Below are 23,279 nucleotides of genomic sequence, written 5' to 3'. Positions count from 1 at the left end.
TGAAACACTCCTCATTTTCCTAGGCAAAAACTGGAGAAAATCTCATCCAAGAGATTTTCAACGTCTATTCGTCCGACGAGAAGCTCCAACGACCGAATAGCCGATCTCATGTCTTCGGCTGCCAATTCGTACAGATCTGGCCCTCGTCCAAGAACGTCAATTGCGGATGATAAGCTCTCGCATGCGCGGTTGAGCGTCTCGCGGTGACGCGCGCGTGTCGCTATCCCATCATGGATAGAGCGATTCTTCAACGTCGACGAGAGATGTGAAATCAACGAATCGATCCCCTGCCCTGACACTCCTGAAATCGCGGTATCAGAATCTTCTCGCAGGTCTGCTTTTGGCAGAAGACGAATATCGCCAGCCATGAAGGGAACGTCGAGATTCTCATCAGCTTCAACGAGGAAGACGCGGATATCGGCGGTACGGGCCCGCTCCCGGGCCAATTCGATTCCAATGCCCTCAACATGATCATCTGTCTGCCGCAAACCCGCCGTATCCAACAGGGTGACAGGCAGCCCAGCCAAGTCCATTCTGACTTCGATAACGTCGCGGGTTGTACCGGCAAATTCTGAGGTTATTGCCGCCTTCCGTCCTGCTAACGCATTGAGAAGCGTAGATTTTCCAACATTTGGCGACCCCACGATCGCGACCTCGAAACCATGACGAATCCGTTCCGCAATTCCGACGCCTGCCGCCTCTCTTTCGAGATCGGCCAGGACGGACGACAGAAGCGCGTGAACTTCCGGGGTCACGTCAACTGGCACCTCTTCGTCTGCAAAGTCGATCGTAACCTCGATTAGAGAGGCCGCACGAATGAGGTCTTGCCGCCAGACCTCTGCGCGCTGTCCAAGCGCTCCAGACAGAATAACCTGCGCTTGTTTGCGCTGCGCTTCGGTTTCGGCGTCGATAAGATCAGCTAGCCCCTCGACTTGCGTCAGGTCCAGCTTTCCGTTCTCCAACGCGCGGCGGGTGAACTCCCCGGGCTCGGCCAAGCGCGCCAGATCTGAACGTTGCAGTTCATCTAACAGGGCGGAAACAACGGCGGTGCTTCCATGTACTTGAAATTCAACAATATTTTCACCGGTAAAGCTATCGGGAGCAGAAAAGGACAGAACAATCCCACTGTCCAGGGTCTCCCCTTGCGCATCGCGAAGGGTTGAAAATGTCATGCCGCGCCCGGGCAGTTTGTTGCCAGTTAGCTTATTGCCGACCGTGATCGCATCCGGGCCAGATACCCGAATGACGGCAACACCGGCCTTACCCTGAGCGGTGGCCAACGCAAAGATCGTATCCATGGGATGGCCTCTTTCTCCGCCCTGCCCCGTTTAGGTGTTCATCGAGTCAAAGAACTCTGCGTTCGATTTGGTCTGTTTGAGCTTTGACAACAGGAACTCGATCGCATCCGTGGTGCCCATCGGGTTGAGAATACGCCGCAGAACAAAGGTCTTGGCCAGATCGCCCTTATCGACCAGAAGATCCTCTTTCCGGGTGCCGGATTTAAGGATGTCGATCGCCGGGAACACGCGTTTGTCTGCGATTTTACGATCCAGCACGATTTCCGAGTTACCGGTGCCTTTGAACTCTTCAAAGATCACTTCATCCATCCGGCTGCCTGTATCAATCAGGGCGGTCGCGATGATGGTCAGCGAACCACCTTCCTCGATATTCCGGGCAGCACCAAAGAAACGCTTGGGGCGTTGCAGGGCATTCGCGTCCACACCACCGGTCAGAACCTTGCCGGAGGACGGCACAACCGTGTTGAAGGCGCGACCAAGTCTTGTGATGGAGTCGAGAAGAATCACAACATCTCGTTTATGCTCTACCAGACGTTTGGCTTTTTCGATCACCATTTCCGAAACCGCAACGTGGCGGGCGGCGGGTTCGTCAAAGGTGGAGGAAACAACTTCGCCCTTTACCGAGCGCTGCATATCCGTCACCTCTTCCGGGCGTTCGTCGATCAACAGAACGATCAGATAGCATTCCGGGTGGTTCCGCTCGATCGAATGGGCAATATTTTGCAGAAGAACCGTCTTGCCGGTCCGCGGCGGCGCCACGATCAGTGACCGCTGGCCTTTGCCGATCGGAGAGACCAGATCAATCACCCGCGCGGAACGGTCCTTCACGGTGGGATCCTGGATCTCCATGTTCATACGCTCGTCAGGATAGAGCGGCGTCAGGTTGTCAAAGGCGATCTTGTGACGGGCTTTTTCCGGCGCTTCGAAGTTGATTTTTGTCACTGCGGTCAGTGCGAAATAGCGCTCATTTTCCAGCGGCGCCTTGATCTGACCCTCAACGGTGTCACCGGTGCGCAGAGACCACTGGCGGATCATCTCGGGCGACACATAGATATCATCCGGGCCCGGCAGATAGTTGGCCTCTGGCGAGCGCAGAAACCCGAACCCGTCCTGGAGCACTTCGAGCACCCCGTCGCCGCCGATGTTCCAGCCCTCATCCGCGCGTTCACGCAGGATCTGGAACATCATCTCACCCTTGCGCATGGTGGAGGCGTTTTCGATCTCCAACTCTTCGGCGAGGGACAGAAGAGATTTGGGGCTTTGCGCCTTGAGATCGGAAAGATTGAGAGATTGCTCGGTCATATGCACATGGCCCTTGTTCCCTCTGCCAACAGAGGGCGTCACAGTATAAAATACGGAAGATGCGGGATTCCCGGACGGGACCGCTTTGTCGCTAAGTAGTCGGTTCCGCCTTACGAGTCAAACCCCGCGTTAGAACTTGAAGATCACCGAGACCACGATCACCACCATCAGCAAGGTCGGCACCTCGTTCATCATGCGATACTGGCGCCCTGTGAGCCTGTTTTGACCCGCGTTGAAGTCCTTGTGACGCCAGATCAGCCAATGGTGAAACCATGTCATTGCGATCACCGATGCGCCTTTGGTCCAGGGCCAGAGGTAAGACCAATCCACGATCCCCGGTGTAAACACCATGAACAGCCCTGCCAGCCAGGTCACCACGCTCGCTGGGCCCATGATCACCTTCAGGAGCTTGTGCTCCATAGTGAGGAAGATCGGCGTCACAGCGTCAACTTTCTGAGCCTCTTCCACGTGATACACGAACAGACGGGGCAGATAGAAGAGCCCGGCCATCCAGCTGATCACCGCCATGATATGGAGCGACTTCACGTATGGGTACAGCGTGAACATCAGATCGGTCAGGTCCATCCCGGTATCCTCTTTGCGGTCAGGTCCGATGACCCACCCTATATAAATTAATAAGTTTATAAGGATGATGTTTTTGTAGTGCACCCTCAAATCGGTGGATTACTGAGTCTTCACCGGGGTTCTTCACAGGGTGGACAAAATCGCTGCCTTATTCCCGCCATCATGGTGAACAAGTCGTTAACGTCATATAAAATAAGGCCGTTAACAAAATATTTACAAAGATGAACTTGGGGATAAGGCCGGGAGAAACTTGGACAAGTCAGTTATCCACGATCGGAAAGTTATCCCAATACCGGAGGGAGGAATCGCGGACGACTCAGGTGAGATTTCGAGAGTTGTCCCACCCTTGCGCTGAGCCGGGAAAATCATACAAAACGTCCCTGACTGATCAGAGGTTTTCCCATAGGGTTGTCCACATGAATACCCACATCCTGCTCGCTTCCGGCTCCGAGATCCGCGCCCAACTGCTGCGACAGGCGCATGTTGACTTCCAGGTGGAGGTCGCCCGCGTCGATGAAGACGCCATCAAGGCGGCATTGCGCGCCGAAGAGGCAGCGCCCCGGGATATTGCCGATGCCCTTGCCGAAGCAAAAGCCCGCAAGGTCTCCGGTCGCCATCCGGGCGTGATGGTTCTGGGCTGTGACCAGGTGCTGGATTTCGAGGGGCGGCTGTTATCGAAACCGCAAACCCCGGAACAGGCCTTGCAGCAGCTGATGGACATGCGCGGCAAACGTCATATGCTCTTGTCTGCGGCGGTGATCTATCGGGACGGTCAACCGTTGTGGCGGCATGTTGGTCAGGTGCGGCTTGTCATGCGCCAGGCCAGCGATCACTATCTGGAGGGCTATGTCGCGCGCAACTGGGACAGCATTCGGCACGCGGTCGGGGGCTACAAGCTGGAAGAAGAAGGCGTGCGGCTGTTTACGACCATTGACGGCAGCTACTTTAATGTTTTGGGATTGCCGATGTTGGAACTCATGAACTATCTGGGATTACAGGGGATTATCGAACAATGAGTGAAGAAAAAATCCCGCTGGCCGGTGTGATCGGCTGTCCGATCGCCCATTCAAAATCCCCGCAACTTCATGGTCACTGGCTTCGGACCTATGGCATCAAGGGGCATTACGTGCCCATGCATGTGGAGCCCGAAGACCTGGAAGCGGTGGTGCGGATGATGCCCAGGATGGGGTTTGTCGGCGCCAATGTGACGATCCCGCATAAAGAAGCGATCATGGAGATCGCTGATAAGGTCACCGATCGCGCAAAGCTGATGGGCGCGGCCAATACGTTGATCTTCCGTGAGGACGGCAGCATCGTGGCAGATAACACCGACGGCTATGGCTTTATCACCAACCTGCATCAGGGTGCCCCGGACTGGGATCCAAAATCCGGCCCCGCGACCGTCTTTGGTGCAGGTGGCGCAAGCCGTGCGGTCGTCGCCTCGCTGGTGGAGGCGGGCGTGCCCGAGATCCGCATCACCAACCGGACCCGCGAACGGGCCGAGGAATTTGCCAGAATGTTCGGCAAACGCATTCGAGTGGTCGATTGGGTGCAGGCCGGCAATATCATCGAGGATGCAGCGCTGGTGGTGAACACAACGTCGCTCGGCATGGTCGGGCAGCGCCGCTTGCGGGTGCCGCTGGACGGGTTGCAGCCGAGCACCGTGGTGACCGATCTGGTCTACACCCCACTGAAGACAGAGCTTTTGTTGGCGGCCGAGGCGGCGGGCTGCCACACGGTTGATGGTCTTGGTATGTTGCTCCATCAGGCGGTTCCAGGATTTGAGCGCTGGTTCGCCCATCAGCCGGAAATCAACGACGAGACCCGGGACGCCGTGCTTGCATGAGTTTCGCGCTTGGGCTGACAGGTTCCATCGGCATGGGCAAATCCACCACTGCCCGGCTGTTTGCTGACGCAGGCTGCGAGGTCTGGGATGCCGATGCCGCCGTGCACCGGCTCTATGCCGTCGGTGGCGCGGCGGTTGCCCCGATCCGGGCGCTGTATCCGCAGGCAACAGCGGCGGGTCATGTGGATCGCGATATCCTCAAGGATCTGATATCAAAAGATAAAACCGTTCTTTCCGCAATCGAATCCATTGTCCACCCGCTGGTGCAGGCCGACCGCGAGCAGTTTCGCGCAAACGCGCAGGCGGATATCCTTGTCTTCGATGTCCCGCTGCTCTTTGAAACCGGGGGCGAGGCCGCGATGGATGCGGTCGCCTGCGTCTATGTGGATGCCGCCAGCCAACGGGCGCGGGTGCTGGAGCGGGGCACGATGACGCAAGCACAGTTCGCGCAGATCCTGGCGAAACAGATGCCGATTGAACAGAAGCTCGCAAAGAGCGATTACAGGATTGAAACCGATACGCTCGACCACGCGCGCGCGCAGGTGGACGAGATACTCGCAGATATTCGGCGGAGGATGACGCATGCGTGAAATCGTACTGGATACGGAAACCACCGGCTTTGATCCCTTCTCCGGGGATCGCATCGTGGAAATCGGCGCGGTCGAGCTGTTCAACCACATGCCGACGGGCGAAACCTTTCACGTCTATATCAACCCCCAGCGGTCGATGCCGCAGGAGGCCTTTGGCGTGCACGGGATCGGCCCGGATCTTCTGGAGCCGCCGCAACCTGCGGGCCCCGGTCAGGTCACGCTGAAGGACAAGCCGCTGTTTGCCGCCGTGGGACAGCAGTTCCTGGATTTTGTGCGCGACGCCAAGCTGGTCATCCATAACGCCAGCTTTGATATGAAATTCCTGAACGCGGAACTGGGCTGGCTCAACCTGCCACAGTTGCCGATGGATCAGGCGATCGACACGCTGGCGATGGCGCGCAAACGCTTTCCCGGCTCTCCCGCGACACTGGACGCGCTGTGTCGTCGGTTCAGCATTGATAACTCCAACCGGACCCTGCACGGCGCGCTCCTTGACTCGGAAATCCTCGCCGAGGTCTATCTGGAGCTGATCGGTGGCCGGCAGCCTGATTTCGGCCTCTCGACGCAGTCGTCGGGCGGTCAGACTGACGTGGATAGCAATTGGCGTCCGACACCACGCCCCAGCCCCCTGCCCGCGCGGCTGACGGCCGAGGAAAAGGCCGCGCATGAGGCCTTTGTCGATAAACTTGGCGACGCCGCCCTCTGGAAGGCTGCTGCCGAATAAAAAAGCGCCGCAACCCGGTGGTGCGGCGCTCTCTGGTCATTTGGTCAGCTGGTCGGCTCAGTTCGGAACTTCGCCGGCTGCTTCGGTTTGCGACTGACGACGCGCCAGCTCGTTGCGGTAGATCGCAACAAAATCAATGTTGTCCAGGTTCAGCGGCGGGAAGCCACCGTCGCGGCTGACGTCGGACACGATGCGGCGCAGGAAGGGGAACAGCATGCGCGGGCATTCGATCAGAAGGAAGGGATGCAGCTGCTCTTCCGGCACGCCCGAGATGTTGAAGATGCCAACATATTCCAGTTCCAGAAGAAACAGGGTCTCGCCACCGGCCTTGTTCTTGGACTCGATGTTGAGCTTGGTGATGACTTCGTACTGGTTTTCCGCGCTGCGCTTCTTGGCGTCCAGCGCGACCTGCACGCTCACGTCGGGCTGAACTTCGCCGCCGACGCCTTTTTGGGCCATCACATTCTCAAAGGACATATCCCGGATGAACTGCCCGAGGATGTTCATCTGGACTTGCGGTTGACCCGCGCCCTCTGCGGTTGCTGCGCCATTTTCGGCCATGGAAATCTCCTGAAGTTATCTTTTCGTTGCGTGCTTAGCAGTTTGGGAAGGCTTCCTCAAAGTCTTATTTAGGGCCTTCAACCCAACCGGAGGGCCGATCCGACGGCGGACGGGGCGTCACGTCTTCATAGTCGCCGTCGATCACGTCGCCCGTACCTTGCCCGCGGCCAGACGGTCGATGCGGCCCCGACCCGGGCGCGGTGCCCATCTGGAAACGGGCCACGGTGACCTTGCTGCGCAGATAGGCAAAGGCCCGGGTGCGAAATCCGGGGATCAACAGCAGAAAGCCGATCGCGTCTGTAAAAAAGCCGGGCGTCAGCAGCAGCGCGCCTGCAAGCAGGATCATTGCCCCATGGGCGAGCGGTTCAGTCGGGTCGGACAGCTGTTCAAAAGAATTGCGAACCTGCCCCAAAGCGATGCGGCCCTCCCTGCGCACCAGCCAGGTGCCGAGAATGGCGGTCAGCACGACGATCAAAAGCGTCGGAAACAGGCCAATTAACCCACCGACCTGTATAAACAGGGCGATTTCAATGATTGGAACCAGCAAAAAAGCCAGAAAAAGGGGCATGATAGGTGTTCTCTCCTTGGGGCAGAACGGTGGACTTGATCCCGCCTGTCACCTACATAAGAGCAGAACGCGTTGGTTTCAAACCAACAGGTCCTGACGGACGAAGAGGTACAAATGGAGTCGCCCTTGATAGAGCTTTTGGTTCTGGCCGGTATCGCGGTGTTTTTGATCCTGCGCCTGAAAAGCGTTTTGGGGACACGGGAGGGGTTTGAAAAACCGCCCTTGTCGGATCTCGAAACCCGGAAACCTGATCGCAAGTTCGAAGTGATCGAAGGCAGCCCGGACGATGATATCGTGGCCTATGTCGATGAAGGCACCGCAGCGGCCTTTGCTCTGGCGGACATGAAGCGCGCGGATTCCTCGTTTCAGGTGGCGGAGTTCGTGCAGGGCGCACGCGGTGCCTACGAGATGATCCTGATGGGGTTTGAAACCGGCGAGCTGGACGGTATTCAACCGTTCATCTCGGATGAAATCTTCCAGAGCTTCGTGGATGCGGTCGCCGCGCGTGAAGACCAGGGGCTGAGCATCGACGCGGAGTTCATCGGGGTGCGCGAAACCGCCATCGCGGACGCGACCTTTGATGCCGCAACGTCAACCGCCGAGATCACCGTGCGTTTCGTGGGCGAGCTGACCTCCGTTGTGCGGGATCGCAGCGGCGAAATCATCGAGGGCGATCCAAAAGCAGTCAAACGTCAAAAAGACACCTGGACCTTCTCGCGCCAGATGGGGCGGGACGATCCGAACTGGCTGTTGGTGGCGACGGACGCATGACCGGGGCGCTTCGGCGGGGATTGGGCGCGGTCTGTCTGACTGTAGCCGTCTGTTCCAGCGCCGGGGCGCAATCCACGATCGAACCGTCTCATCGTATTCTGAGCTTTGCCGATCTGCCGGACTGGGATCTCGACAACCACGTCGAAGCGCTGCGCGTGTTCCGTGAAACCTGCATGGATATGGAGGGCTCGGATTGGCAATCCCTCTGCGCCATGGCGCAGAATGCCGATGACAGTGGCGCGCGCGCCTTTTTCGAGCTGTTCTTTCGCCCGGTGCTGATCGAAGACGGCAAAGAGGCGCTGTTTACCGGCTATTTTGAACCCGAATTGAACGGCTCGCGGGTACGGACCGCGCGCTATCGCTATCCGGTCTATCGTATGCCGCCGGAAGCGCGGCAAACCTCGCAATGGCTGCCGCGGCGCGAGATCCTGACCAGCGGCGTGATGGAAGGGCGCGGTCTTGAAATTGCCTGGGTGGATGACCCGGTAGAGCTGTTCTTTCTTCAAATTCAAGGATCTGGCCGCATCCGCCTGGAAAACGGCTCCACCATCCGGGTGGGCTATGGCGGTGCCAACGGGCATCAATACCGCTCGATCGGGCAGGAGCTGGTGCGGCGCGGGATCTTCAGCATTCATCAGGTCAGCGCCCAGGTGATCAAGACCTGGGTCCGGCGCAACCCCGATACCGGCTCTGAATTGCTGATGCACAACCCATCTTATGTGTTCTTCCGCGAGGTCAATCGCGTCGCCGCCAATAAAGGGCCGCTTGGCGCGATGAACCGCTCGATCACCAGGATGCGTTCGGTTGCCGTAGATCCCGCCTATACACCGCTCGGCGCGCCGGTCTGGATTGAAAAGAACGGCGAAAGCGAACTTCACCGCCTGATGATCGCGCAGGACACAGGTTCCGCCATCAAAGGCGCGCAGCGGGCGGATATCTTCTTTGGAACCGGCGATGAAGCGGGCCTGGCGGCTGGCAAACTGCGGGATCCCGGGCGCATGCTGGTCCTGATGCCCATTCAGCGCGCCTATGCCTTGTTGTCGGATGATCTGTAATGAGCCGGCGCAAACTGACAGACGAGGAAATCGACCTCTGGCAAAAGGTCGTGCAGCACGCCGAGCGTCTGCATAGCGCGCGGCTGGACAAGGCCGGCGATCACGCCGATCCCCCTGCCCCAAAACCCAAGCCAAAGCCGCAACGCACGCCAAATGCCGCGCTGCCCCATTTCGAGGTCGGCAGCAAGGCGCGCGGCAAGATGCCCGGCCATGATCTGAAACCGTCACCCCGGCAGAAACTGACGTCTGCCCCGATGCGGATGGACGAAAAAGCCTTTCGCCGGATGAAACGCGGCAAGCTGAAACCCGAAGGCAAGCTCGATCTGCACGGCATGCGGGTCGATGCCGCGCATGGGGCGCTGGTGCGGTTCATTCTGAACGGACAGGCGTCGGATAAACGGCTGGTCCTGGTGATCACCGGCAAAGGGAAAGACCGCGACGAGCCGGGTCCGATGCCGGTGCCGCGCGGGGTGCTGCGTCATCAGGTGCCGCAATGGCTGAGTTTGCCGCCGCTGGCGCAGGCCGTGTTGCAGGTGACCCCTGCGCATATCAGCCATGGCGGCGATGGCGCCTATTACGTCTATTTGCGGCGCAATCGTTAGGGGCAAACGGCTCTCTAGCGTGCGTCAAAGCGCTTCTGACGCTCCTCCCGCTCTTTATATCCTGGGCTCGCGATCTTTTGCGGTTTTGGCAGGATCTGTTCTATCAGCCCGGGATCGACGCGCCCAAAAACCCGGTCAACGTTGCGTCCGGCGCGGATCACCGCAATCAGGCTGGGCGAGGTTGCGGCCACAAAGTGACTGGAGGCAGCATCACTGTTAAAGGCGGTAAGGTCGATGATTTGGATCGGCCAGGGCTTGAGCGTATCGGCGGATTGGAGATTGCCGAGCCGCTCGCTCTGGCTGGTGCCACGCAAACGGGCGGAGATATCCAGCACCCGGTCTTTTGACGAGACCATCACCGCAAAGGGCTGTGGAATGCGTTTCAGATCGCCCATCTGGCTTTGGAACAGATCCACGTCCAGATCGGGAGAGATCAGGATCACGCCACCGTTGAGCGTACGCGCGGCCCAGCCCGGGTGCTGCAAATCCGATTGCCGCAGCATCTCCATCGTGAGGGCTGCGCCCATGGAATGCGCAACCAGAACAATCCGCTCTGCGCCGGCCGCTTTGACCCGACGCAGGGTTTCCTCCAGCCCGTCACGGGCGAAAAGCATGCTGTCGATGTCATAGGCGTAGCCAAAGGCGCGTCCCCGGCTGGGCCAGGAATACATCACCAAAGAGCCGGGAAGCTCCACATCATAGGCCAGCTGTGCCGCGCGATAGGCGGTTTCGGGATGGCTGCTGTTGTAGCCATGCACAAAGATCGTCACCTCGCGCAGCGGCCATCCGTGGCTTTCCTGTTCTTGCATGAACCTCTGGCGCAGATTGGCGACCGTCGGCAGGGCGATCTCTTTGGCGATGGTGAAATCCTTGAGAGGATCAGGGTTCTTGTGGCGGTAGGAGAGCTCTCCGGGGCTGTGGTTTGGCGGGATGGTCACCGTCAATTCCATCATCCGCAGCTTTTCCGAGCGGTGAAACCCATAGGTTCCGTCCGGCTCCTGCGCGCGGGTGGTGGTGGCAAAGATGTTGAGCGGCGTGCCCACATGCACGGCGTCGGGAACGATCGGCATCAGATCCCGATCCGCACAGGCCACAAGGACGAATGCAGAGCAGAGTACCAGCATGAATTTCCACATGTTCCGGGGCCCCTATCCCTGCGTGATCCGTCGCTGTCTGATCCACCCCTGCCCGAGCGGTGTCTCAGGCAGGGTAACGATCGTGACGCAAAGGTCTACAGCACATAGCGGCTGAGGTCTGCGGATTTTGTCAATTCGCCGAGGTTCTTGTTCACAAAGGCGTCGTCCACCACGATTTCCTCGCCGGATCTGTCCGGCGCCGCAAAGGACAGCTCCTCAAAGACCCGTTCCATCACGGTATAAAGCCGCCGCGCGCCGATGTTTTCCACCGAATGATTGACCTCGGCCGCGATGCGGGCCAGAGCCTGAATGCCCTCCTTGGTAAAGGTCACCTTGACTTTCTCCGTGCCCAGGAGCGCCTCGTATTGGCGGGTCAGCGCATTGTCTGTCTCGGTCAGGATGCGGACGAAATCGGCCTCGCTCAGGGCGCGCAGGTTGACCCGGATCGGCAGGCGGCCCTGAAGCTCGGGCAACAGGTCCGAGGGTTTCGCAATGTGAAAGGCCCCCGAGGCGATAAACAGGATATGGTCGGTTTTGACCGGTCCATGTTTGGTGCTCACGGTGGTGCCCTCGATGAGCGGCAGCAGGTCGCGCTGGACACCTTCGCGGCTGACATCGCCGCCGCGTGCGTCGGAACGGGTGCAGACCTTGTCGATCTCGTCAATAAAGACGATGCCGTTTTCCTCGACCGCTTCCAGCGCGGCCTTGGTGACGGTTTCATCATCCAGCAGCTTGTCCGCCTCTTCGCCGATCAGCACGTCATAGCTTTCGGCGACGGTCAGCTTCTTGCGGATGGTGCGCCCGCCCATGGCTTTGCCAAAGAGATCGCCGAGGTTCATCATGCCCATGTTTGCGCCCGGCTGACCGGGGATTTCGAACATGCCGCCCATCGGGTTGGAGCTGTCGGCAAGATCCAGTTCGATGATCGTGTCATCCAATTCGCCCGACTTCAGCTTCTTGCGGAACATGTCCAGCGTGCTTTCGCGCGCGTCTTCACCGGCAATGGCGTGCAACACGCGATCCTCGGCGGCCTTATGGGCTTTGGCCTTTACGTCCTCACGCATGTGGGTGCGGGTCTGCACGATGGCGGTGTCCACCAGATCGCGGATGATTTGTTCCACGTCGCGCCCGACATAGCCGACCTCGGTGAACTTGGTGGCCTCGACCTTGATAAAGGGGGCACGGGCGAGTTTTGCCAGGCGGCGCGAAATCTCGGTCTTGCCGACGCCGGTGGGGCCAATCATCAGGATGTTCTTGGGATGCACCTCGTCACGCAGATCGTCATCCAGCTGCTTGCGCCGCCAGCGGTTGCGCAGGGCCACGGCGACGGCGCGCTTGGCGTCCTTTTGCCCGATGATGAAGCGATCAAGTTCAGATACGATTTCGCGGGGGGTCAGATCAGTCATGTCTATCCCTTATGTTCAGTGTGAAGGTGGCAGCCGGTGTAACGGCAGCACAGCAGAAAGAGGTGAAAGCAGCGCGGCGCGGATCCGCGCCCAGAAGGCGCCCAGGATGACCAGCCCGACGCCAAGCGCCAGGATGCCATATCCGGTGCCTTCAACGTCGAGCACGGTTGCGCTCAGGGCGACGATATAGCCGATCGCCGTGATCAGGAAGGAGCGGCGGTCGATGATGATGGCGATCAGGGCAAACAGCCCCAGCACAAGCGCCAGAAGGATCTGCCGGTCGCTCTCCAGCAGTGTCAGCGCGATGGTATTGACCAGCGCTGGGGCGGCGACCACATGCAGCCAGAACCCCTGCGCCGAGCGCCGCGTCACCCGATGCGGGTCGCTCATGTCAAAGGCCATGGCGATCGAAAAGACCACAAGCCCAACCACCAGCGTGATCAGCGCGAAGGGGCCGTTTGCGCTCAGCAGGAACAGATCGGTCGGATCGGTTGGTGCGCCGGCATTATCCGCAGCCCAGATCAGCGAGACCGCAAAGACGCCCAAGGCGATCAAGGCCATCGCAAAGGGCACCCGGAAACGCCACCAATAGATCGCCAGCGCCAGCGTCGAGAGGCCAAGCGCAAAGGGCAGGGAGGAATAGCTCCCCTGCGCGATCATGAAAATCTCGCCGAATTGGGAAGTCATGCCCAGGACCGCATTGCCCGCAAACATCACCGACAGGGCGATCGCCGGGGCGACCATACGGCGGCGGCGGATAAAATACTCGGACAAGGCCCAGAGTATCAACGCGCCCACCACTGCGGCGCTGACCATATGGCGCTGATAGTTCACGAATCCGGTCAGCATGGAGGTGGAGACAACCGCGACCCAGCCCATCGCCAGAATGCCAAGCCCGACAACGATGAAGATCTCGTTGAACCCCTTGAACAGCTCAAAGGGTTCATCGCCGGGGCCAAGATTCTCACGCGCGCCCCGGCGGCTGTCGGCCAGCGCCGCGAGAGAGGCTGCCTGCGCTTCGGACAACAGCCCGGAGCCGACAGCCGCCCTCAGATCATCGCGCGAGATCATTTGGAGATGCGCTCCACCGTCAGATTGCCATTGGTGTAGACGCAGATATCGGCGGCAATCGCCATCGCATCGCGCGCCACCGTTTCGGCATCGCGGTCGCTGTCTATCATGCCGCGCGCCGCCGCCAGGGCAAAATTGCCGCCCGATCCGATCGCCGCCACATCATGTTCCGGCTCCAGCACGTCACCCGCGCCGGTGATCACATAGAGATCGCTGCCATCGGTGACGATCAGCATTGCCTCCAGTTTTTGCAGGTATTTGTCGGTGCGCCAGTCCTTGGCGAGTTCAACGCTGGCACGCTGCAACTGCCCGGGGGTCGCCTCCAGCTTGGCTTCCAGCCGTTCCAGCAGGGTAAAGGCGTCGGCGGTGGATCCCGCGAAGCCGGCCACCACGTCATAGCCGCCGGGGGACAGGCGGCGGACCTTGCGCGCCGTGCCCTTGATCACCGTTTGTCCCAGGGACACCTGCCCATCGCCTGCGATCACCACTTCGCCGCCTTTGCGGACGCCGATAATGGTGGTGCCGTGCCAGCCGGGAAATTGATCCTCTGCCATAAAAGCCTCCGTATCCTTTGCTGACCTATATGGAAGCATCGCCCTTGCGGCACAAGGGGAGCAGGCCGCCCCCGGTTCGGTCTGCGCTGCGTCGCCCCGGGGATTCGCCGGGGGCAAGGTTACGAAATTATTTTCAAAGCGCTCATTTGCTATGCGTTGGGTGCAAATCGGGGCTGAATAATGGGCAATTGTGAGACTCGGCTCTCCCGCTTACATGAACGTCAACAACCGACACAGGGTCGGCTGATTTTACTAGGACCACGATCATGGCAAACGCAAACAACGTTATTGCACCCGCCGGCTCCGTCGCTGTTCTGCGCGCAGTCGATTTCTTCTACAACCTCCGCGCCAATCTGGTGGACTGGAACGAAGCCCGCATCACCCGCAAGGCACTGGCCGAGCTGACCAATGCGCAGCTGGAAGACATCGGCATGACCCGCGCCGACGTTGAGGCTCTGTAAGTCACAATGACATATCCGGTGAAGTAAGAGCCGTCCTGACGCAGGGCGGCTTTTCCTTTTTCCGGCCTCGCGGATCTGCCCCGCATGAAAAAAGGCGCCTCCCTCGGGACGCGCCTTTTTCCTATTTCGGTGATCCGTTGGATCAGATGGATTCGTCGATCCAGCTTTTCAGCGCGGCTTTCGGCGCGGCACCGGCGCGGTTGGAGACAACCTGACCGTCCTTGAACACGAAAAGCGCGGGAATGCCACGCACGCCCATGGCAGCGGCAGAGTTCGGGTTGCTGTCGACATCGACCTTGGCAACCTTGATCTTGCCAGCATATTCGGCGGCCAGCTCTTCCAGGGCGGGGCCGATCTGCTTACAGGGGCCGCACCATTCGGCCCAGAAGTCCACCACAACGGGGATATCGGAATTCTTGACTTCGGCGTCAAAGGTGGCGTCGGTAACGGCTACGGTGGACATGGGAATGTCTCCTGACAAGTTTGGCAACTGGACCCGGAACCTATGGACGCTTGGGCGTCACGTCAAGGTTCCAGTCGCTGGAAAGTACCGCGTTCACGCGCCTGTGTGACCAGAGAGACCGGAAGCCGCATCAGGCTGGCACTGCGAGTCCAGAGGATTGCGGTCTCGATTTCGCGATCCGGGTAGATCTGGCGCAGCGCCGCGTCATAGGCGCCCATCTGCCGCAACAGCCCCTCGGGGCAGGTCTCGGGGCTGTCGGGCACCACTGCGTTGGATTTGAAATCCACGGCGAGAATACGCTGCGGGGTGATCACCAGCCGGTCGATGACCCCATGCAGCCGCTCGCTGCCCAATTCGGCGCTGATGGCGACTTCGGCCAGCGCATCCGGCGCAAAGACCTCGGCACAGTCGGGCGCCGACAGCACCCGGCTGGCTTCGGTCAGCAGGTTTTGCCAGTCCTCGTGCTGGGCGATGTCGGCGGCGCGCGTCTGCCATTCGGGTTCGGGCAGGTCCGGCAGATGTTCCAGCAGCAGATGCAGCGCGGTGCCGCGGTCCTTGGCCTCCTCCTCGCTGAGGCCGCTGTCGCCGGGCAGCGCCTTGGCCCCGCCCAGATCCTCCGAAGGGCGCAGGGTGGCGGGTGGCGCAACATAGGCCGGGGCCGGGCGGCGAAACACCTCGGGTAGGGTGATCTCTTCTTCTTCCGAGAGGTCCGAGGGCACGAAGGGCAGCGCGTCCCAGTCCCCATGCGCCCAGCGGAGCCCCTCGCCACCGGGCGCGTCAAAGGGCAGGGCGCCCATGGTTTTCATCGCCGCCTCGACGCGCTGATACCAGCTGTCACCGCCCTTATCGAGATCGCCAGCCCCGGCCACGATCAGCCATTTCTCCGCCCGGGTCAGCGCCACATACAAGAGCCGCAACCGCTCGTTGGCCTGTTTTTCCTGCGCCAGCAGCTTGGCCGCTTCCATCGCGGGGGGCATCTGCTCGCTGGACACCCGCCAGAGCGGCGTGCCCGCGACCTCCATCACCTCCGAGGGCGGCGAGGGGCGGCGTTTGGTGGTGTCTGGCAGGATCACGATCGGCGCTTCCAGACCTTTGGAGCCATGCACCGACATCACCCGGATCATCGCGCTGGCAGCGCCCATCTGACGTTTGATCTCCAGATCGTCGGTCTGCATCCAGACCAGGAAACCCGTCAGGCTCGGCACCTCGGTGCGCTCATAGGCCAGCGCCTGTGACAAAAGCGCGTTGATGCCGTCCTGAGCCTCGTTTCCCAGACGCCCAAGCAGCTTGGCGCGGCCCAGATGGCGGGTCAGGATGCGTTCGATCAGGTCAAAGGGACGCAGGAAATCCGCCTGCCCGCGCAGGTCATTCAGGATCGCCATCGTGTCGGGAAACTCCTCGGCACGGGCGCGCAGCGCGGGCCAGAGGTGCATTTCAGTGCGGCGATGGGCGAGGTCAAACAGCGCCTGTTCGCTCCAGCCGAAGATCGGCGATTTCAGCGCCTCCGCCAGCGAGAGCGAATCCTCGGGCAGGGCAAGAAACCGCAGCAGCGCCGCGATATCCTTGACCGCCAGCTCCGCACCGACCTTCAGCCGGTCCGCCCCGGCGATCGGCAGGTTGGCCACCTTGCAGGCGCGGATGATCTCGGAAAACAGGTCCGAGCGCCGCTGCACCAGGATCAGGAAATCCCCCGCATGCACCGGGCGGCGCTGGAAACTGCCGCGCTCGGGGCCATCTTCGGGGATGGTGACGCCGCTGTCGATCATCGCCTTGATCTGTCCGGCGATGCGCTCGGCCAGAATCACCGCATGGTGGCGCGGGCTGGGGCGATCAACGGGATCGGTCCAGTCGCGGTCTTCTTCTTCCTCGGTTTTCTCCACCAGCGGCCAGAGATCCACCCGCCCCGGCAGATCGGATTTGAAGGCCTGGTGTTTGGCGTCCTGCACAAATCCCGCGCGACTTTGCCCGTCAAACACCACATCAACCAGCCCGAGGATCGCGGCAGAGGAGCGGAAGGAAAACGCGAGGCTGGCGTTTTGCAGCCCCTCGCCGGTTTTCGCCAGCCGCTGGCCAAACTCTGCCTGCATCCGGTCAAAGGCATCCGGGTCCGCGCCCTGAAACGAATAAATCGACTGTTTCTTGTCGCCGACCACAAAAATGGTGCGTTCCACCTCGGCACGGGCGCCTTCGCCGGCGGTGAACTCCTGCGCCAGCTTTTCCACCACATCCCATTGCACCGGGCTGGTGTCCTGCGCCTCGTCCACCAGAATATGGTCAATGCCCCCGTCCAGCCGGTAGAGCACCCATGTTGCCACGGCGGGATCATTCAACAAATTGCGGGCCTTGACGATCAAATCGTCAAAATCGAGCCACCCGCGCAGCTGTTTTCGCCGCGCGTATTCCGGCAGGAATACCCGGGCAAAGTCATGCAGGATAAGCGATTTTTCCATTGCATCCAGCGCCAGACGCCGTGCGCGCGCGGTTTCCACCCGCGCCATCAAGGGCTCCAGCTGGTCCATCAGATCCGGGAAATTCGCCTGCAACTTCTTGGTGGGAAAGCTGCCGATCTTGGCGGAAAAGGGGTCCTTGGCGCTCTTGCCGGTGAGGAAGACATCCTCCAGAATCGGCAGGGCATCGGTGGTGATCTCAGGGATGCAGGCCAGCTTATCCGCTGCCTTGTTGTCATTTGTGCCGCCCGCGCGCAGCATCTCGATGGTGCGCGACAGGATCTCGGCCTCAGTGCCGAGGAAAACCTCCGCCCTCAGCGCCGCCAGATCGTACCCCTTCGGCAGATCGAACACATCGCCGAGCCTGTCACGATCCAGATCGGGATCAAACCCGGCCTGGTGGCGACAGATTTCGGCGGTCAGACTGTCAAAATCCAGCCCGCCGATGTGGTAGGAGGCTGCCTCCACCACCGCGGCGTCGGGGCCTTGCGCCATGTCTTCGACGATCTCTGCACGCAGCAGGGTCGCGGCGCGATCTTCCATCTCGGAAAACTGCGGGCTGACCCCGGCCTCCAGCGGAAAACGGCGCAGGAGGGACGAACAGAAAGAGTGGATGGTCTGGATCTTGAGCCCGCCCGGCGTCTCGATCGCGCGGGCAAAGAGGGTGCGCGCCTGTGCCAGCCCCTCCACCGTTGCGGCATCCTCGGCGCCGAGGTCCACCAGCGCGGCGCGCAATGTGGCATCCGGCAGCATTGCCCATTCACCCAGCCGCTGAAACAGCCGGTTCTGCATCTCGCTGGCGGCGGCCTTGGTGTAGGTCAGGCAGAGGATATGCTGCGGCTCTACCCCGCGCAGCAGCAGCCGCGCCACCCGGTCGGTCAGCACCTTGGTCTTGCCCGAGCCCGCATTGGCCGCCAGCCAGGTGGAGGCATCGGGGCGGGCGGCGCGAAACTGCGCCTCGGAGGCGGCGTTGCGGCTCATGTCAGATCCTCCGCTTGCGGGTCCGAGCTGCGGTCCCATTCGCCGTAGCGCGCAAGATGGTCGTAATCGCCCGCAAAATCATCGCGATGCACCATGCGGCGGCTGCTGTAGCCCTGGCTGACATCGAAATAGGCCTCGATCAGGCTGCGCAACTCGGCCCAGACCTTGGCCGGGGGCTCGTCAAGGATCGGCGCTGCGACCTCCTTCACCGGTGGTTTCAGGCCGATATAAAGCGCGCGTTCCACCCGCGCGGCACCATAGTCGGCAAAAGCACCCTGTTCGGCCATGGCGGTCTCGATCAGCAGCTGTTTTTCAAAGGCTTTTTGCCGGTTCTCTGACGGCGGATCGCCGGTCTTGTAATCATAAAGATGCAGCAAGCCGCGGGTATCCACGTCGATCCGGTCCGCCTTGGCGGCGATTTCGAAATCAAGCGGGGCAAGCCGGACGCTGCCGGATACTTCAAACCCCGAGGGGCGCGCGCGGCTCTGGCGTTCACCTTCGCCGCTGACAAAATCCCGCGCGACCTTGCGCAGGCGCGTCAGCCAAAGGGTGCGGGCGACCGGCCAAGGCACCTCTTGTTCCAGCAGCGTTAAGGATTTGGAAATAAAGATGTCAGCTGTCAACTTTTCCGGTGCGTCCCGGGCCTCCTTGATGAAATCCTCCAGAACCTTGTGGATTACCGTGCCACGCAGCAGCGCGTCGGGCTCTTGCAGCAGCGGATCAACGGGCCGCAGGCGCAGCACATGTTTGGCATAGATCGCATAGGGGTCGCGGATCAGTTTCGGGATTTCGGTCACGGTCAGCCGCCGTGGACGGGCGCTGACCGGCGGGCGCGGCGAGGGGCGCGGGCTGGCGGCAGAGGCGATCGGCGCATCCAGCACGCTGGCCCGGTCGAGCCAGAGCTGCCCGCGCATCCGCATCGCCGAAAGCGCTGCCTGCCCACCCTGATCCGGCAGCCCGTTCAGCAGGTTGCACAGACGGTTGAGCCAGCGCGAGGGCACGGTATCGGCCTCCTCGGAGCGGGTCGCGCGGGTCAGCCAGACCTCGGGCGCAGCCACGGCCTGCTGGAAGTCATGGGCGGAGAGGCCGATCCGGCGTTCCGGCAGCAAGAGCCCGGCCTCGTGTCGCAGCTTGCGGTTCAGCCAGGGATCGGGGCGGGCGGCCTCTGGCCAGCTGCCCTCGTTGAGGCCCCCAAGGATCACCAGATCGGCGCCCTGCACCCGGGCCTCCAGCGTGCCCCAGATCATGATCGAGCCATAGGGCGCATCGCGGTCGCGCACCTCGCCCTGTGACAGCAATGCGCCGAGGAGATCGGCAAAATCGCGCGCTGTCATCTCGCCACCATGGGGGGCTTCGGCCTCCAGCTCGTCCATGATGTCGCGGGCGGCTATGCCTGCCTTCTTGTCCCAAAGCTCGCCGCTGCCCTCGATTTGAGCCCCGGCGGCAATGGCTTCGGCACTGCGGCGCAGGTCGCTGACCCACTCGCTCAGCTTGCGGGGGCCGGACCACGCGCGATCCGCAAAACTGCGCGCCAGCCAATCGGCCCAGCCGGGCAGCAATTCGCGGGTGCTGCCAAAGGCGCTCAGGCTGTCGTGATCCGGGAAGGGCGGCCCATAGCGGCGCAGATGTAGCTCCAGGTCCCGTGCGTGCAGCAGATGGCGACCACGCTCCGCGCCGGAATGGGTCAGCGGATGTTTCAGCAAGGTCAGCAACATATCCGCCTGAAGCGGGCGGCAGAACAGATCCGCCACATGCCGCAGGAAGCGCCCGGGCGGTGAAAGCTGTAGCGGCAGACCAGCGGAATCATCGGGCAGGATGTTCCAGCGATCCAGCGCCGCAGAGACCTGCCGCGTCAGCATCCGGTCCGGGGTGATCAGCGCAGCGGTCTGGCCGTCCTCCGCCGCCTGTCGCAGACGCAGCGCAATCGCCAGCGCCTCGCTGCGCGGCCCGTCGGCCTCAACCAGTGTCAGCGCCTCGGTTGCGCGATCCAGTCCGGTCAGCTGCGGGCCTTCGCTCATCCAGGCATCGGTCACCGGGGCGGGGCGCAGCGCGAGGGAGACCAGCCGATTGCGGGGCGCGGAAACGGGCGGGGTGTCATTCCAGCGGTGAATATCGCCGGGACCAAGGTCGAGATCGCGCATCAGCTTGCAAAAGCGATATTGCGGATGATCCTCGGCCAGCAGCCCATTGGTGAGGTTCTCCCAGACCTCAGTTGGCTGATCAAAGTCAAACCCGGGCAGCACCACCGCGCCCTGGGGCAGTCGGGCGATCGCCTGCATCAGCAGCAGCGTGGTGCCGCGTGACCCGGTGGAGCCCGCAAGGATGACAGGGTGTTGCGGCGGGTTTTGCTCCCACTCGGCGATCAGGTCCAGAACCAGCTGGCGTTGCCGCGCATTTACGTCCAGCGCGCCTTCGTGCAGGTCCACGAACTCATCCGCGATGCCAATGAAGGACTGCGCCCGCGCCCAGTGGCCCGACATATCCGACACATCCAGCGCCCGGATCTGATCGGTGTTGACGCCCTCGCTTTGCATTTCGTCGATAAGCTCGGCGAGGCTGTCCGAGAGATCATAGAGCGAGGCGCGCGCCGCCAGATCGGGCTGCGTGTCCAGGAGCTTGGCGATCAGTTGCGACAGCTCCAACCGACGCCGAAGCGGTGGCAACGCCGGGGGCAGGCCGCGCAGATTGGCCTGTTTGCTGAGACCGGACAGCAGCGAAATCCGGGGCAGAAGGCAGGCCGGTCCGCTGTCGAACAACTGCCGCACCCGGCGTTGCATCCGCGCGGTGTTCAGGATCAGTTCCACCCGGGCCAGGGCTTCGGGCGGCTGATTTGCACATCGCTGACTGAGCCCCTCCACCAGCGCGCGGGGAAAATCCACGCCGCAGGGCACGGCGAACAGACGGGGCGAGGTTTCATGCGGGTTAAACATCGGCGCCCGCCAGCAAGCTTTCGGCAAGGGGGATGCCCTCAGGGCGGCCCACGTCGCACCATTGGCCGGGATATTCAACAAGGGAGGCGCGGCCCTCGGCGATCAGCAGATCCCACAGCGCGTTCAGGGAAAAGGCGCGCTCGTGAAGCCGGTCCAACAGGGCCGGTTTGAGGATTTGCGCGCCGGTATAGACCAGATCCCCCCCACGCGAGATGCGGCCATCCGGGCTTGTGGAAAAATCGCCGGGCCCCAGCCGCCCAATGGCGCGGGCGGTTGGCACGCAGAGCAGCAGCGCATCCATGTCGCCCCACTGCCAGCCCTCCGCCAGGAGGTGCAGCGGGTTGGGGCCGCGCCAGATGACATCCGGGTTCAGCGTGTAGACGCAGGCGCTGTCGAGCAGATCACGTGCCTGTTTCAAACCGCCGCCGGTATCCAGGATCGCGTCGGCCTCGTGGCTGATCCGCACGTCCTGATTGGCCAGATGCGCATGCAGCACCTCGGCTTTGTAGTGTGTGTTGACCACGATGCGCGCGGGATTTGCGGCGCGGGCGATGTCCAGCGCGTGGTCGATCAGCGGCCGACCTGCAACAGGGATCATCGGCTTGGGTCTGTCGGCGGTCAGCACCCCCATGCGGGTGCCAAATCCGGCGGCAAAGATCATAACGGCGTCTGGAGTCATTGTTCGCGTAACCTCGCAAGGGCCGTGGCATCCGGGGCGGGCAGGGCGGTGCGCAGAAGATCTGCCACCGGCGCCAGCGCCGGCAGTTTCAGGCCACGCTCGAAATGCGCCCAGACCCGTGGCACATAGGTGATATATTGCGGCTTTCCTGCCCGTGAGAGGCGCGCAAAGATGCCGAGAATGCGCATGTTTCGCTGTACCCCAAGCACTGCATAGGCGCGGCGAAAGGCTTGGTCATCGACGCCGGTTCTTGCGATGTAGTGGCGGATCATCTGCTCTTCGAGTGCTTCGGGCACATCCCGTCGCGCGTCTTGCAAGAGCGACACCAGATCATAGGCGGCAGGGCCGCGTCTGGCGTCCTGAAAATCAATCACGCCGACCCGTGCGATGCCTTTGCGTTCGGGCAGCCACAGCAGGTTTTGCGCGTGAAAATCCCGGTGAACAAAGACCATCTCGGGGCCAAGCGCGTCGCTCAACATTGCTTTGAAGGCCGTTTCGAACTGCGCCCAAAGGGCGGGCGCGTCGTCGCCAAGAATGCCCCGCCGATATTGCGTAAAGGCGAGATCCGTCATCCCGGCCAGCGTGGCGGGATCCAGCGTGGGCAGATCCGGCGGCGGGGTCTGGTGCAGATGCACCAGCATATCCGTCGCGGCTCGATAGAGATCGACTTCGGCGTCGGGGGTGTTTCGGATGACCTCGGTAAAAAGCCCGTCGCCCAGATCTTCTATCAGGAGAAGACCGCGCGCGTGATCCTGAGCAAGAGTCCGGGGCGCGGAGACCCCAAGGCCAAGGAGATAGGCGGCAAGCTCTGCGAAACACTGGGTATCGCCGCCTTCGGTCGGGGGCCAGTCCATCACGATGGCGGTTTTTCCCTCAGGGGAGGTCAGCCGCAGATAGCGACGCGCGGAGGCATCCCCGGCGAGACTCACGGAGGTCCAGTCGCCAGAACCACAGGCGGTTTGAAAGCGCGAAATCTCCGCGTCGCGGGGGGTCATGACAGGATCCCGTCCAGCCGTGCGCCCCAGTGATCATCCTGCCAGCTCAGCTCTGCGGTGCGGGCGTCTTCGGCGGTCTTGTCCAAGGACAGGCGCAGGGTGAGGGCGGATTGTGGGCGCAGCTCTTCGAGCTTGTCCGGCCATTCCACCAGGCAAATGGCCTCGTCAAAGGCGGTGATCAGGCCAAGTTCCTCGACCTCGTCCACATGGCTGAGCCGATAGAGATCCGCATGCCAGAGCTCGCCCTGCGGCAC

23 protein-coding genes are annotated in these 23,279 nt (G+C 61.5%); 8 read left to right on the top strand and 15 right to left on the bottom strand.

Features of this window, described 5'->3' with window-relative positions; all coding sequences use genetic code 11:
- Positions 1-11: 11 nt before the first annotated feature.
- From mnmE to HCZ87_RS00180, 3 genes are all read right to left on the bottom strand, one after another.
- Positions 12-1,298: a tRNA uridine-5-carboxymethylaminomethyl(34) synthesis GTPase MnmE gene (mnmE, locus tag HCZ87_RS00190; RefSeq protein ID WP_167641745.1), complete on the bottom strand. Its 1,287-nt coding sequence runs from the start codon at positions 1,296-1,298 to the stop codon at positions 12-14.
- A 30-nt stretch (positions 1,299-1,328) separates the two neighbouring features.
- The gene (rho, locus tag HCZ87_RS00185) at positions 1,329-2,600 is read right to left on the bottom strand and encodes a transcription termination factor Rho (RefSeq protein ID WP_167641744.1); all 1,272 of its coding nucleotides are present in this window, start codon (positions 2,598-2,600) and stop codon (positions 1,329-1,331) included.
- A gap of 129 nt (positions 2,601-2,729) precedes the next feature.
- Positions 2,730-3,185, bottom strand: a complete 456-nt coding sequence (locus HCZ87_RS00180; RefSeq protein ID WP_167641743.1) for a CopD family protein — start codon at positions 3,183-3,185, stop codon at positions 2,730-2,732.
- A gap of 416 nt (positions 3,186-3,601) precedes the next feature.
- Here HCZ87_RS00180 and HCZ87_RS00175 point away from each other — a divergent pair, with 416 nt between their 5' ends.
- Genes HCZ87_RS00175 through dnaQ form a run of 4 tightly spaced genes read left to right on the top strand, consistent with a single transcriptional unit; the run spans position 3,602 to position 6,345 of the window.
- Positions 3,602-4,201, top strand: coding sequence for a nucleoside triphosphate pyrophosphatase (locus tag HCZ87_RS00175; RefSeq protein ID WP_167641742.1), 600 nt, complete (start codon positions 3,602-3,604; stop codon positions 4,199-4,201).
- A complete protein-coding gene (locus tag HCZ87_RS00170) occupies positions 4,198-5,031 on the top strand; it encodes a shikimate dehydrogenase (protein ID WP_167641741.1) in 834 nt (277 codons plus the stop codon). Before HCZ87_RS00175 ends, HCZ87_RS00170 begins: the two co-directional genes overlap by 4 nt.
- Positions 5,028-5,621 carry a dephospho-CoA kinase gene (gene coaE / locus HCZ87_RS00165; protein WP_167641740.1) on the top strand — a complete coding sequence of 198 codons (594 nt, stop codon included), beginning with the start codon at positions 5,028-5,030 and terminating at the stop codon, positions 5,619-5,621. Before HCZ87_RS00170 ends, coaE begins: the two co-directional genes overlap by 4 nt.
- On the top strand, positions 5,614-6,345 hold the full coding sequence (gene dnaQ, locus HCZ87_RS00160; RefSeq protein ID WP_167641739.1) for a DNA polymerase III subunit epsilon: 732 nt from the start codon (positions 5,614-5,616) through the stop codon (positions 6,343-6,345). The genes coaE and dnaQ overlap by 8 nt, the downstream gene beginning before the upstream one ends.
- A 57-nt stretch (positions 6,346-6,402) precedes the next feature.
- Here the strand turns inward: dnaQ and secB are convergent, their stop codons facing one another.
- Both secB and HCZ87_RS00150 read right to left on the bottom strand, forming a co-directional pair.
- On the bottom strand, positions 6,403-6,906 hold the full coding sequence (gene secB, locus HCZ87_RS00155) for a protein-export chaperone SecB (protein ID WP_167641738.1): 504 nt from the start codon (positions 6,904-6,906) through the stop codon (positions 6,403-6,405).
- A 64-nt stretch (positions 6,907-6,970) separates the two neighbouring features.
- Positions 6,971-7,474: an FxsA family protein gene (locus HCZ87_RS00150; RefSeq protein ID WP_167641737.1), complete on the bottom strand. Its 504-nt coding sequence runs from the start codon at positions 7,472-7,474 to the stop codon at positions 6,971-6,973.
- Between the two features lie 114 nt (positions 7,475-7,588).
- Here HCZ87_RS00150 and HCZ87_RS00145 point away from each other — a divergent pair, with 114 nt between their 5' ends.
- The 3 genes from HCZ87_RS00145 to HCZ87_RS00135 are packed head-to-tail and all read left to right on the top strand — an operon-like array spanning position 7,589 to position 9,902.
- Positions 7,589-8,245, top strand: a complete 657-nt coding sequence (locus HCZ87_RS00145; protein ID WP_167641736.1) for a Tim44/TimA family putative adaptor protein — start codon at positions 7,589-7,591, stop codon at positions 8,243-8,245.
- Complete coding sequence (locus HCZ87_RS00140) at positions 8,242-9,300, top strand: murein transglycosylase A (protein WP_167641735.1); 1,059 nt, start codon at positions 8,242-8,244, stop codon at positions 9,298-9,300. The genes HCZ87_RS00145 and HCZ87_RS00140 overlap by 4 nt, the downstream gene beginning before the upstream one ends.
- Positions 9,300-9,902 (top strand): Smr/MutS family protein, encoded by a 603-nt coding sequence (locus HCZ87_RS00135; protein ID WP_167641734.1) that lies wholly within the window; start codon positions 9,300-9,302, stop codon positions 9,900-9,902. Before HCZ87_RS00140 ends, HCZ87_RS00135 begins: the two co-directional genes overlap by 1 nt.
- A gap of 14 nt (positions 9,903-9,916) precedes the next feature.
- Here the strand turns inward: HCZ87_RS00135 and HCZ87_RS00130 are convergent, their stop codons facing one another.
- From HCZ87_RS00130 to hslV, 4 genes are all read right to left on the bottom strand, one after another.
- Positions 9,917-11,026 carry an alpha/beta hydrolase gene (locus tag HCZ87_RS00130; RefSeq protein WP_254868465.1) on the bottom strand — a complete coding sequence of 370 codons (1,110 nt, stop codon included), beginning with the start codon at positions 11,024-11,026 and terminating at the stop codon, positions 9,917-9,919.
- Between the two features lie 107 nt (positions 11,027-11,133).
- Positions 11,134-12,444 carry an ATP-dependent protease ATPase subunit HslU gene (gene hslU, locus HCZ87_RS00125; protein WP_167641732.1) on the bottom strand — a complete coding sequence of 437 codons (1,311 nt, stop codon included), beginning with the start codon at positions 12,442-12,444 and terminating at the stop codon, positions 11,134-11,136.
- A gap of 15 nt (positions 12,445-12,459) precedes the next feature.
- Positions 12,460-13,515, bottom strand: a complete 1,056-nt coding sequence (locus HCZ87_RS00120; protein ID WP_167641731.1) for a hypothetical protein — start codon at positions 13,513-13,515, stop codon at positions 12,460-12,462.
- Positions 13,512-14,069, bottom strand: coding sequence for an ATP-dependent protease subunit HslV (gene hslV, locus HCZ87_RS00115; RefSeq protein ID WP_167641730.1), 558 nt, complete (start codon positions 14,067-14,069; stop codon positions 13,512-13,514). Before hslV ends, HCZ87_RS00120 begins: the two co-directional genes overlap by 4 nt.
- Positions 14,070-14,335: 266 nt before the next feature.
- Between hslV and HCZ87_RS00110 the strand changes: the two genes are divergently transcribed.
- Positions 14,336-14,530 (top strand): DUF1127 domain-containing protein, encoded by a 195-nt coding sequence (locus tag HCZ87_RS00110; protein ID WP_167641729.1) that lies wholly within the window; start codon positions 14,336-14,338, stop codon positions 14,528-14,530.
- Between the two features lie 142 nt (positions 14,531-14,672).
- Here the strand turns inward: HCZ87_RS00110 and trxA are convergent, their stop codons facing one another.
- From trxA to HCZ87_RS00080, 6 genes are all read right to left on the bottom strand, one after another.
- A complete protein-coding gene (gene trxA, locus HCZ87_RS00105) occupies positions 14,673-14,993 on the bottom strand; it encodes a thioredoxin (RefSeq protein ID WP_167641728.1) in 321 nt (106 codons plus the stop codon).
- 62 nt (positions 14,994-15,055) lie between these two features.
- Positions 15,056-18,421: a double-strand break repair helicase AddA gene (gene addA, locus HCZ87_RS00100; protein ID WP_167641727.1), complete on the bottom strand. Its 3,366-nt coding sequence runs from the start codon at positions 18,419-18,421 to the stop codon at positions 15,056-15,058.
- Positions 18,418-21,351, bottom strand: a complete 2,934-nt coding sequence (gene addB / locus HCZ87_RS00095) for a double-strand break repair protein AddB (RefSeq protein ID WP_167641726.1) — start codon at positions 21,349-21,351, stop codon at positions 18,418-18,420. The genes addA and addB overlap by 4 nt, the downstream gene beginning before the upstream one ends.
- Positions 21,344-22,030: a nucleotidyltransferase family protein gene (locus HCZ87_RS00090; RefSeq protein ID WP_254868464.1), complete on the bottom strand. Its 687-nt coding sequence runs from the start codon at positions 22,028-22,030 to the stop codon at positions 21,344-21,346. Before HCZ87_RS00090 ends, addB begins: the two co-directional genes overlap by 8 nt.
- A complete protein-coding gene (locus HCZ87_RS00085) occupies positions 22,027-23,025 on the bottom strand; it encodes an aminoglycoside phosphotransferase family protein (RefSeq protein WP_167641725.1) in 999 nt (332 codons plus the stop codon). Before HCZ87_RS00085 ends, HCZ87_RS00090 begins: the two co-directional genes overlap by 4 nt.
- Positions 23,022-23,279: tRNA (adenosine(37)-N6)-threonylcarbamoyltransferase complex ATPase subunit type 1 TsaE (locus tag HCZ87_RS00080; RefSeq protein WP_167641724.1), on the bottom strand; the 258-nt coding region annotated here is incomplete at its 5' end. The genes HCZ87_RS00080 and HCZ87_RS00085, both read right to left, overlap by 4 nt.

The organism is Phaeobacter sp. HF9A (genome assembly GCF_011806385.1).
Taxonomy (GTDB): domain Bacteria; phylum Pseudomonadota; class Alphaproteobacteria; order Rhodobacterales; family Rhodobacteraceae; genus Epibacterium.
The sequence above is the reverse complement of the archived record's forward strand: the minus strand, read 5'-3'. Positions and strand labels throughout refer to the sequence as shown.

Coding starts and splice junctions, on each gene's coding strand:
- HCZ87_RS00150 (WP_167641737.1), bottom strand. CDS start 7,474: ATGCCCCTTTTTCTGGCTTTTTTGCTGGTTCCAATCATTGAAATCGCC.
- addA (WP_167641727.1), bottom strand. CDS start 18,421: ATGAGCCGCAACGCCGCCTCCGAGGCGCAGTTTCGCGCCGCCCGCCCC.
- HCZ87_RS00175 (WP_167641742.1), top strand. CDS start 3,602: ATGAATACCCACATCCTGCTCGCTTCCGGCTCCGAGATCCGCGCCCAA.
- hslV (WP_167641730.1), bottom strand. CDS start 14,069: ATGGCAGAGGATCAATTTCCCGGCTGGCACGGCACCACCATTATCGGC.
- HCZ87_RS00140 (WP_167641735.1), top strand. CDS start 8,242: ATGACCGGGGCGCTTCGGCGGGGATTGGGCGCGGTCTGTCTGACTGTA.
- HCZ87_RS00130 (WP_254868465.1), bottom strand. CDS start 11,026: ATGCTGGTACTCTGCTCTGCATTCGTCCTTGTGGCCTGTGCGGATCGG.
- mnmE (WP_167641745.1), bottom strand. CDS start 1,298: ATGGATACGATCTTTGCGTTGGCCACCGCTCAGGGTAAGGCCGGTGTT.
- rho (WP_167641744.1), bottom strand. CDS start 2,600: ATGACCGAGCAATCTCTCAATCTTTCCGATCTCAAGGCGCAAAGCCCC.
- HCZ87_RS00085 (WP_167641725.1), bottom strand. CDS start 23,025: ATGACCCCCCGCGACGCGGAGATTTCGCGCTTTCAAACCGCCTGTGGT.
- HCZ87_RS00145 (WP_167641736.1), top strand. CDS start 7,589: ATGGAGTCGCCCTTGATAGAGCTTTTGGTTCTGGCCGGTATCGCGGTG.
- secB (WP_167641738.1), bottom strand. CDS start 6,906: ATGGCCGAAAATGGCGCAGCAACCGCAGAGGGCGCGGGTCAACCGCAA.
- HCZ87_RS00120 (WP_167641731.1), bottom strand. CDS start 13,515: ATGATCTCGCGCGATGATCTGAGGGCGGCTGTCGGCTCCGGGCTGTTG.
- hslU (WP_167641732.1), bottom strand. CDS start 12,444: ATGACTGATCTGACCCCCCGCGAAATCGTATCTGAACTTGATCGCTTC.
- addB (WP_167641726.1), bottom strand. CDS start 21,351: ATGTTTAACCCGCATGAAACCTCGCCCCGTCTGTTCGCCGTGCCCTGC.
- HCZ87_RS00135 (WP_167641734.1), top strand. CDS start 9,300: ATGAGCCGGCGCAAACTGACAGACGAGGAAATCGACCTCTGGCAAAAG.
- HCZ87_RS00170 (WP_167641741.1), top strand. CDS start 4,198: ATGAGTGAAGAAAAAATCCCGCTGGCCGGTGTGATCGGCTGTCCGATC.
- HCZ87_RS00180 (WP_167641743.1), bottom strand. CDS start 3,185: ATGGACCTGACCGATCTGATGTTCACGCTGTACCCATACGTGAAGTCG.
- dnaQ (WP_167641739.1), top strand. CDS start 5,614: ATGCGTGAAATCGTACTGGATACGGAAACCACCGGCTTTGATCCCTTC.
- HCZ87_RS00090 (WP_254868464.1), bottom strand. CDS start 22,030: ATGACTCCAGACGCCGTTATGATCTTTGCCGCCGGATTTGGCACCCGC.
- HCZ87_RS00110 (WP_167641729.1), top strand. CDS start 14,336: ATGGCAAACGCAAACAACGTTATTGCACCCGCCGGCTCCGTCGCTGTT.
- coaE (WP_167641740.1), top strand. CDS start 5,028: ATGAGTTTCGCGCTTGGGCTGACAGGTTCCATCGGCATGGGCAAATCC.
- trxA (WP_167641728.1), bottom strand. CDS start 14,993: ATGTCCACCGTAGCCGTTACCGACGCCACCTTTGACGCCGAAGTCAAG.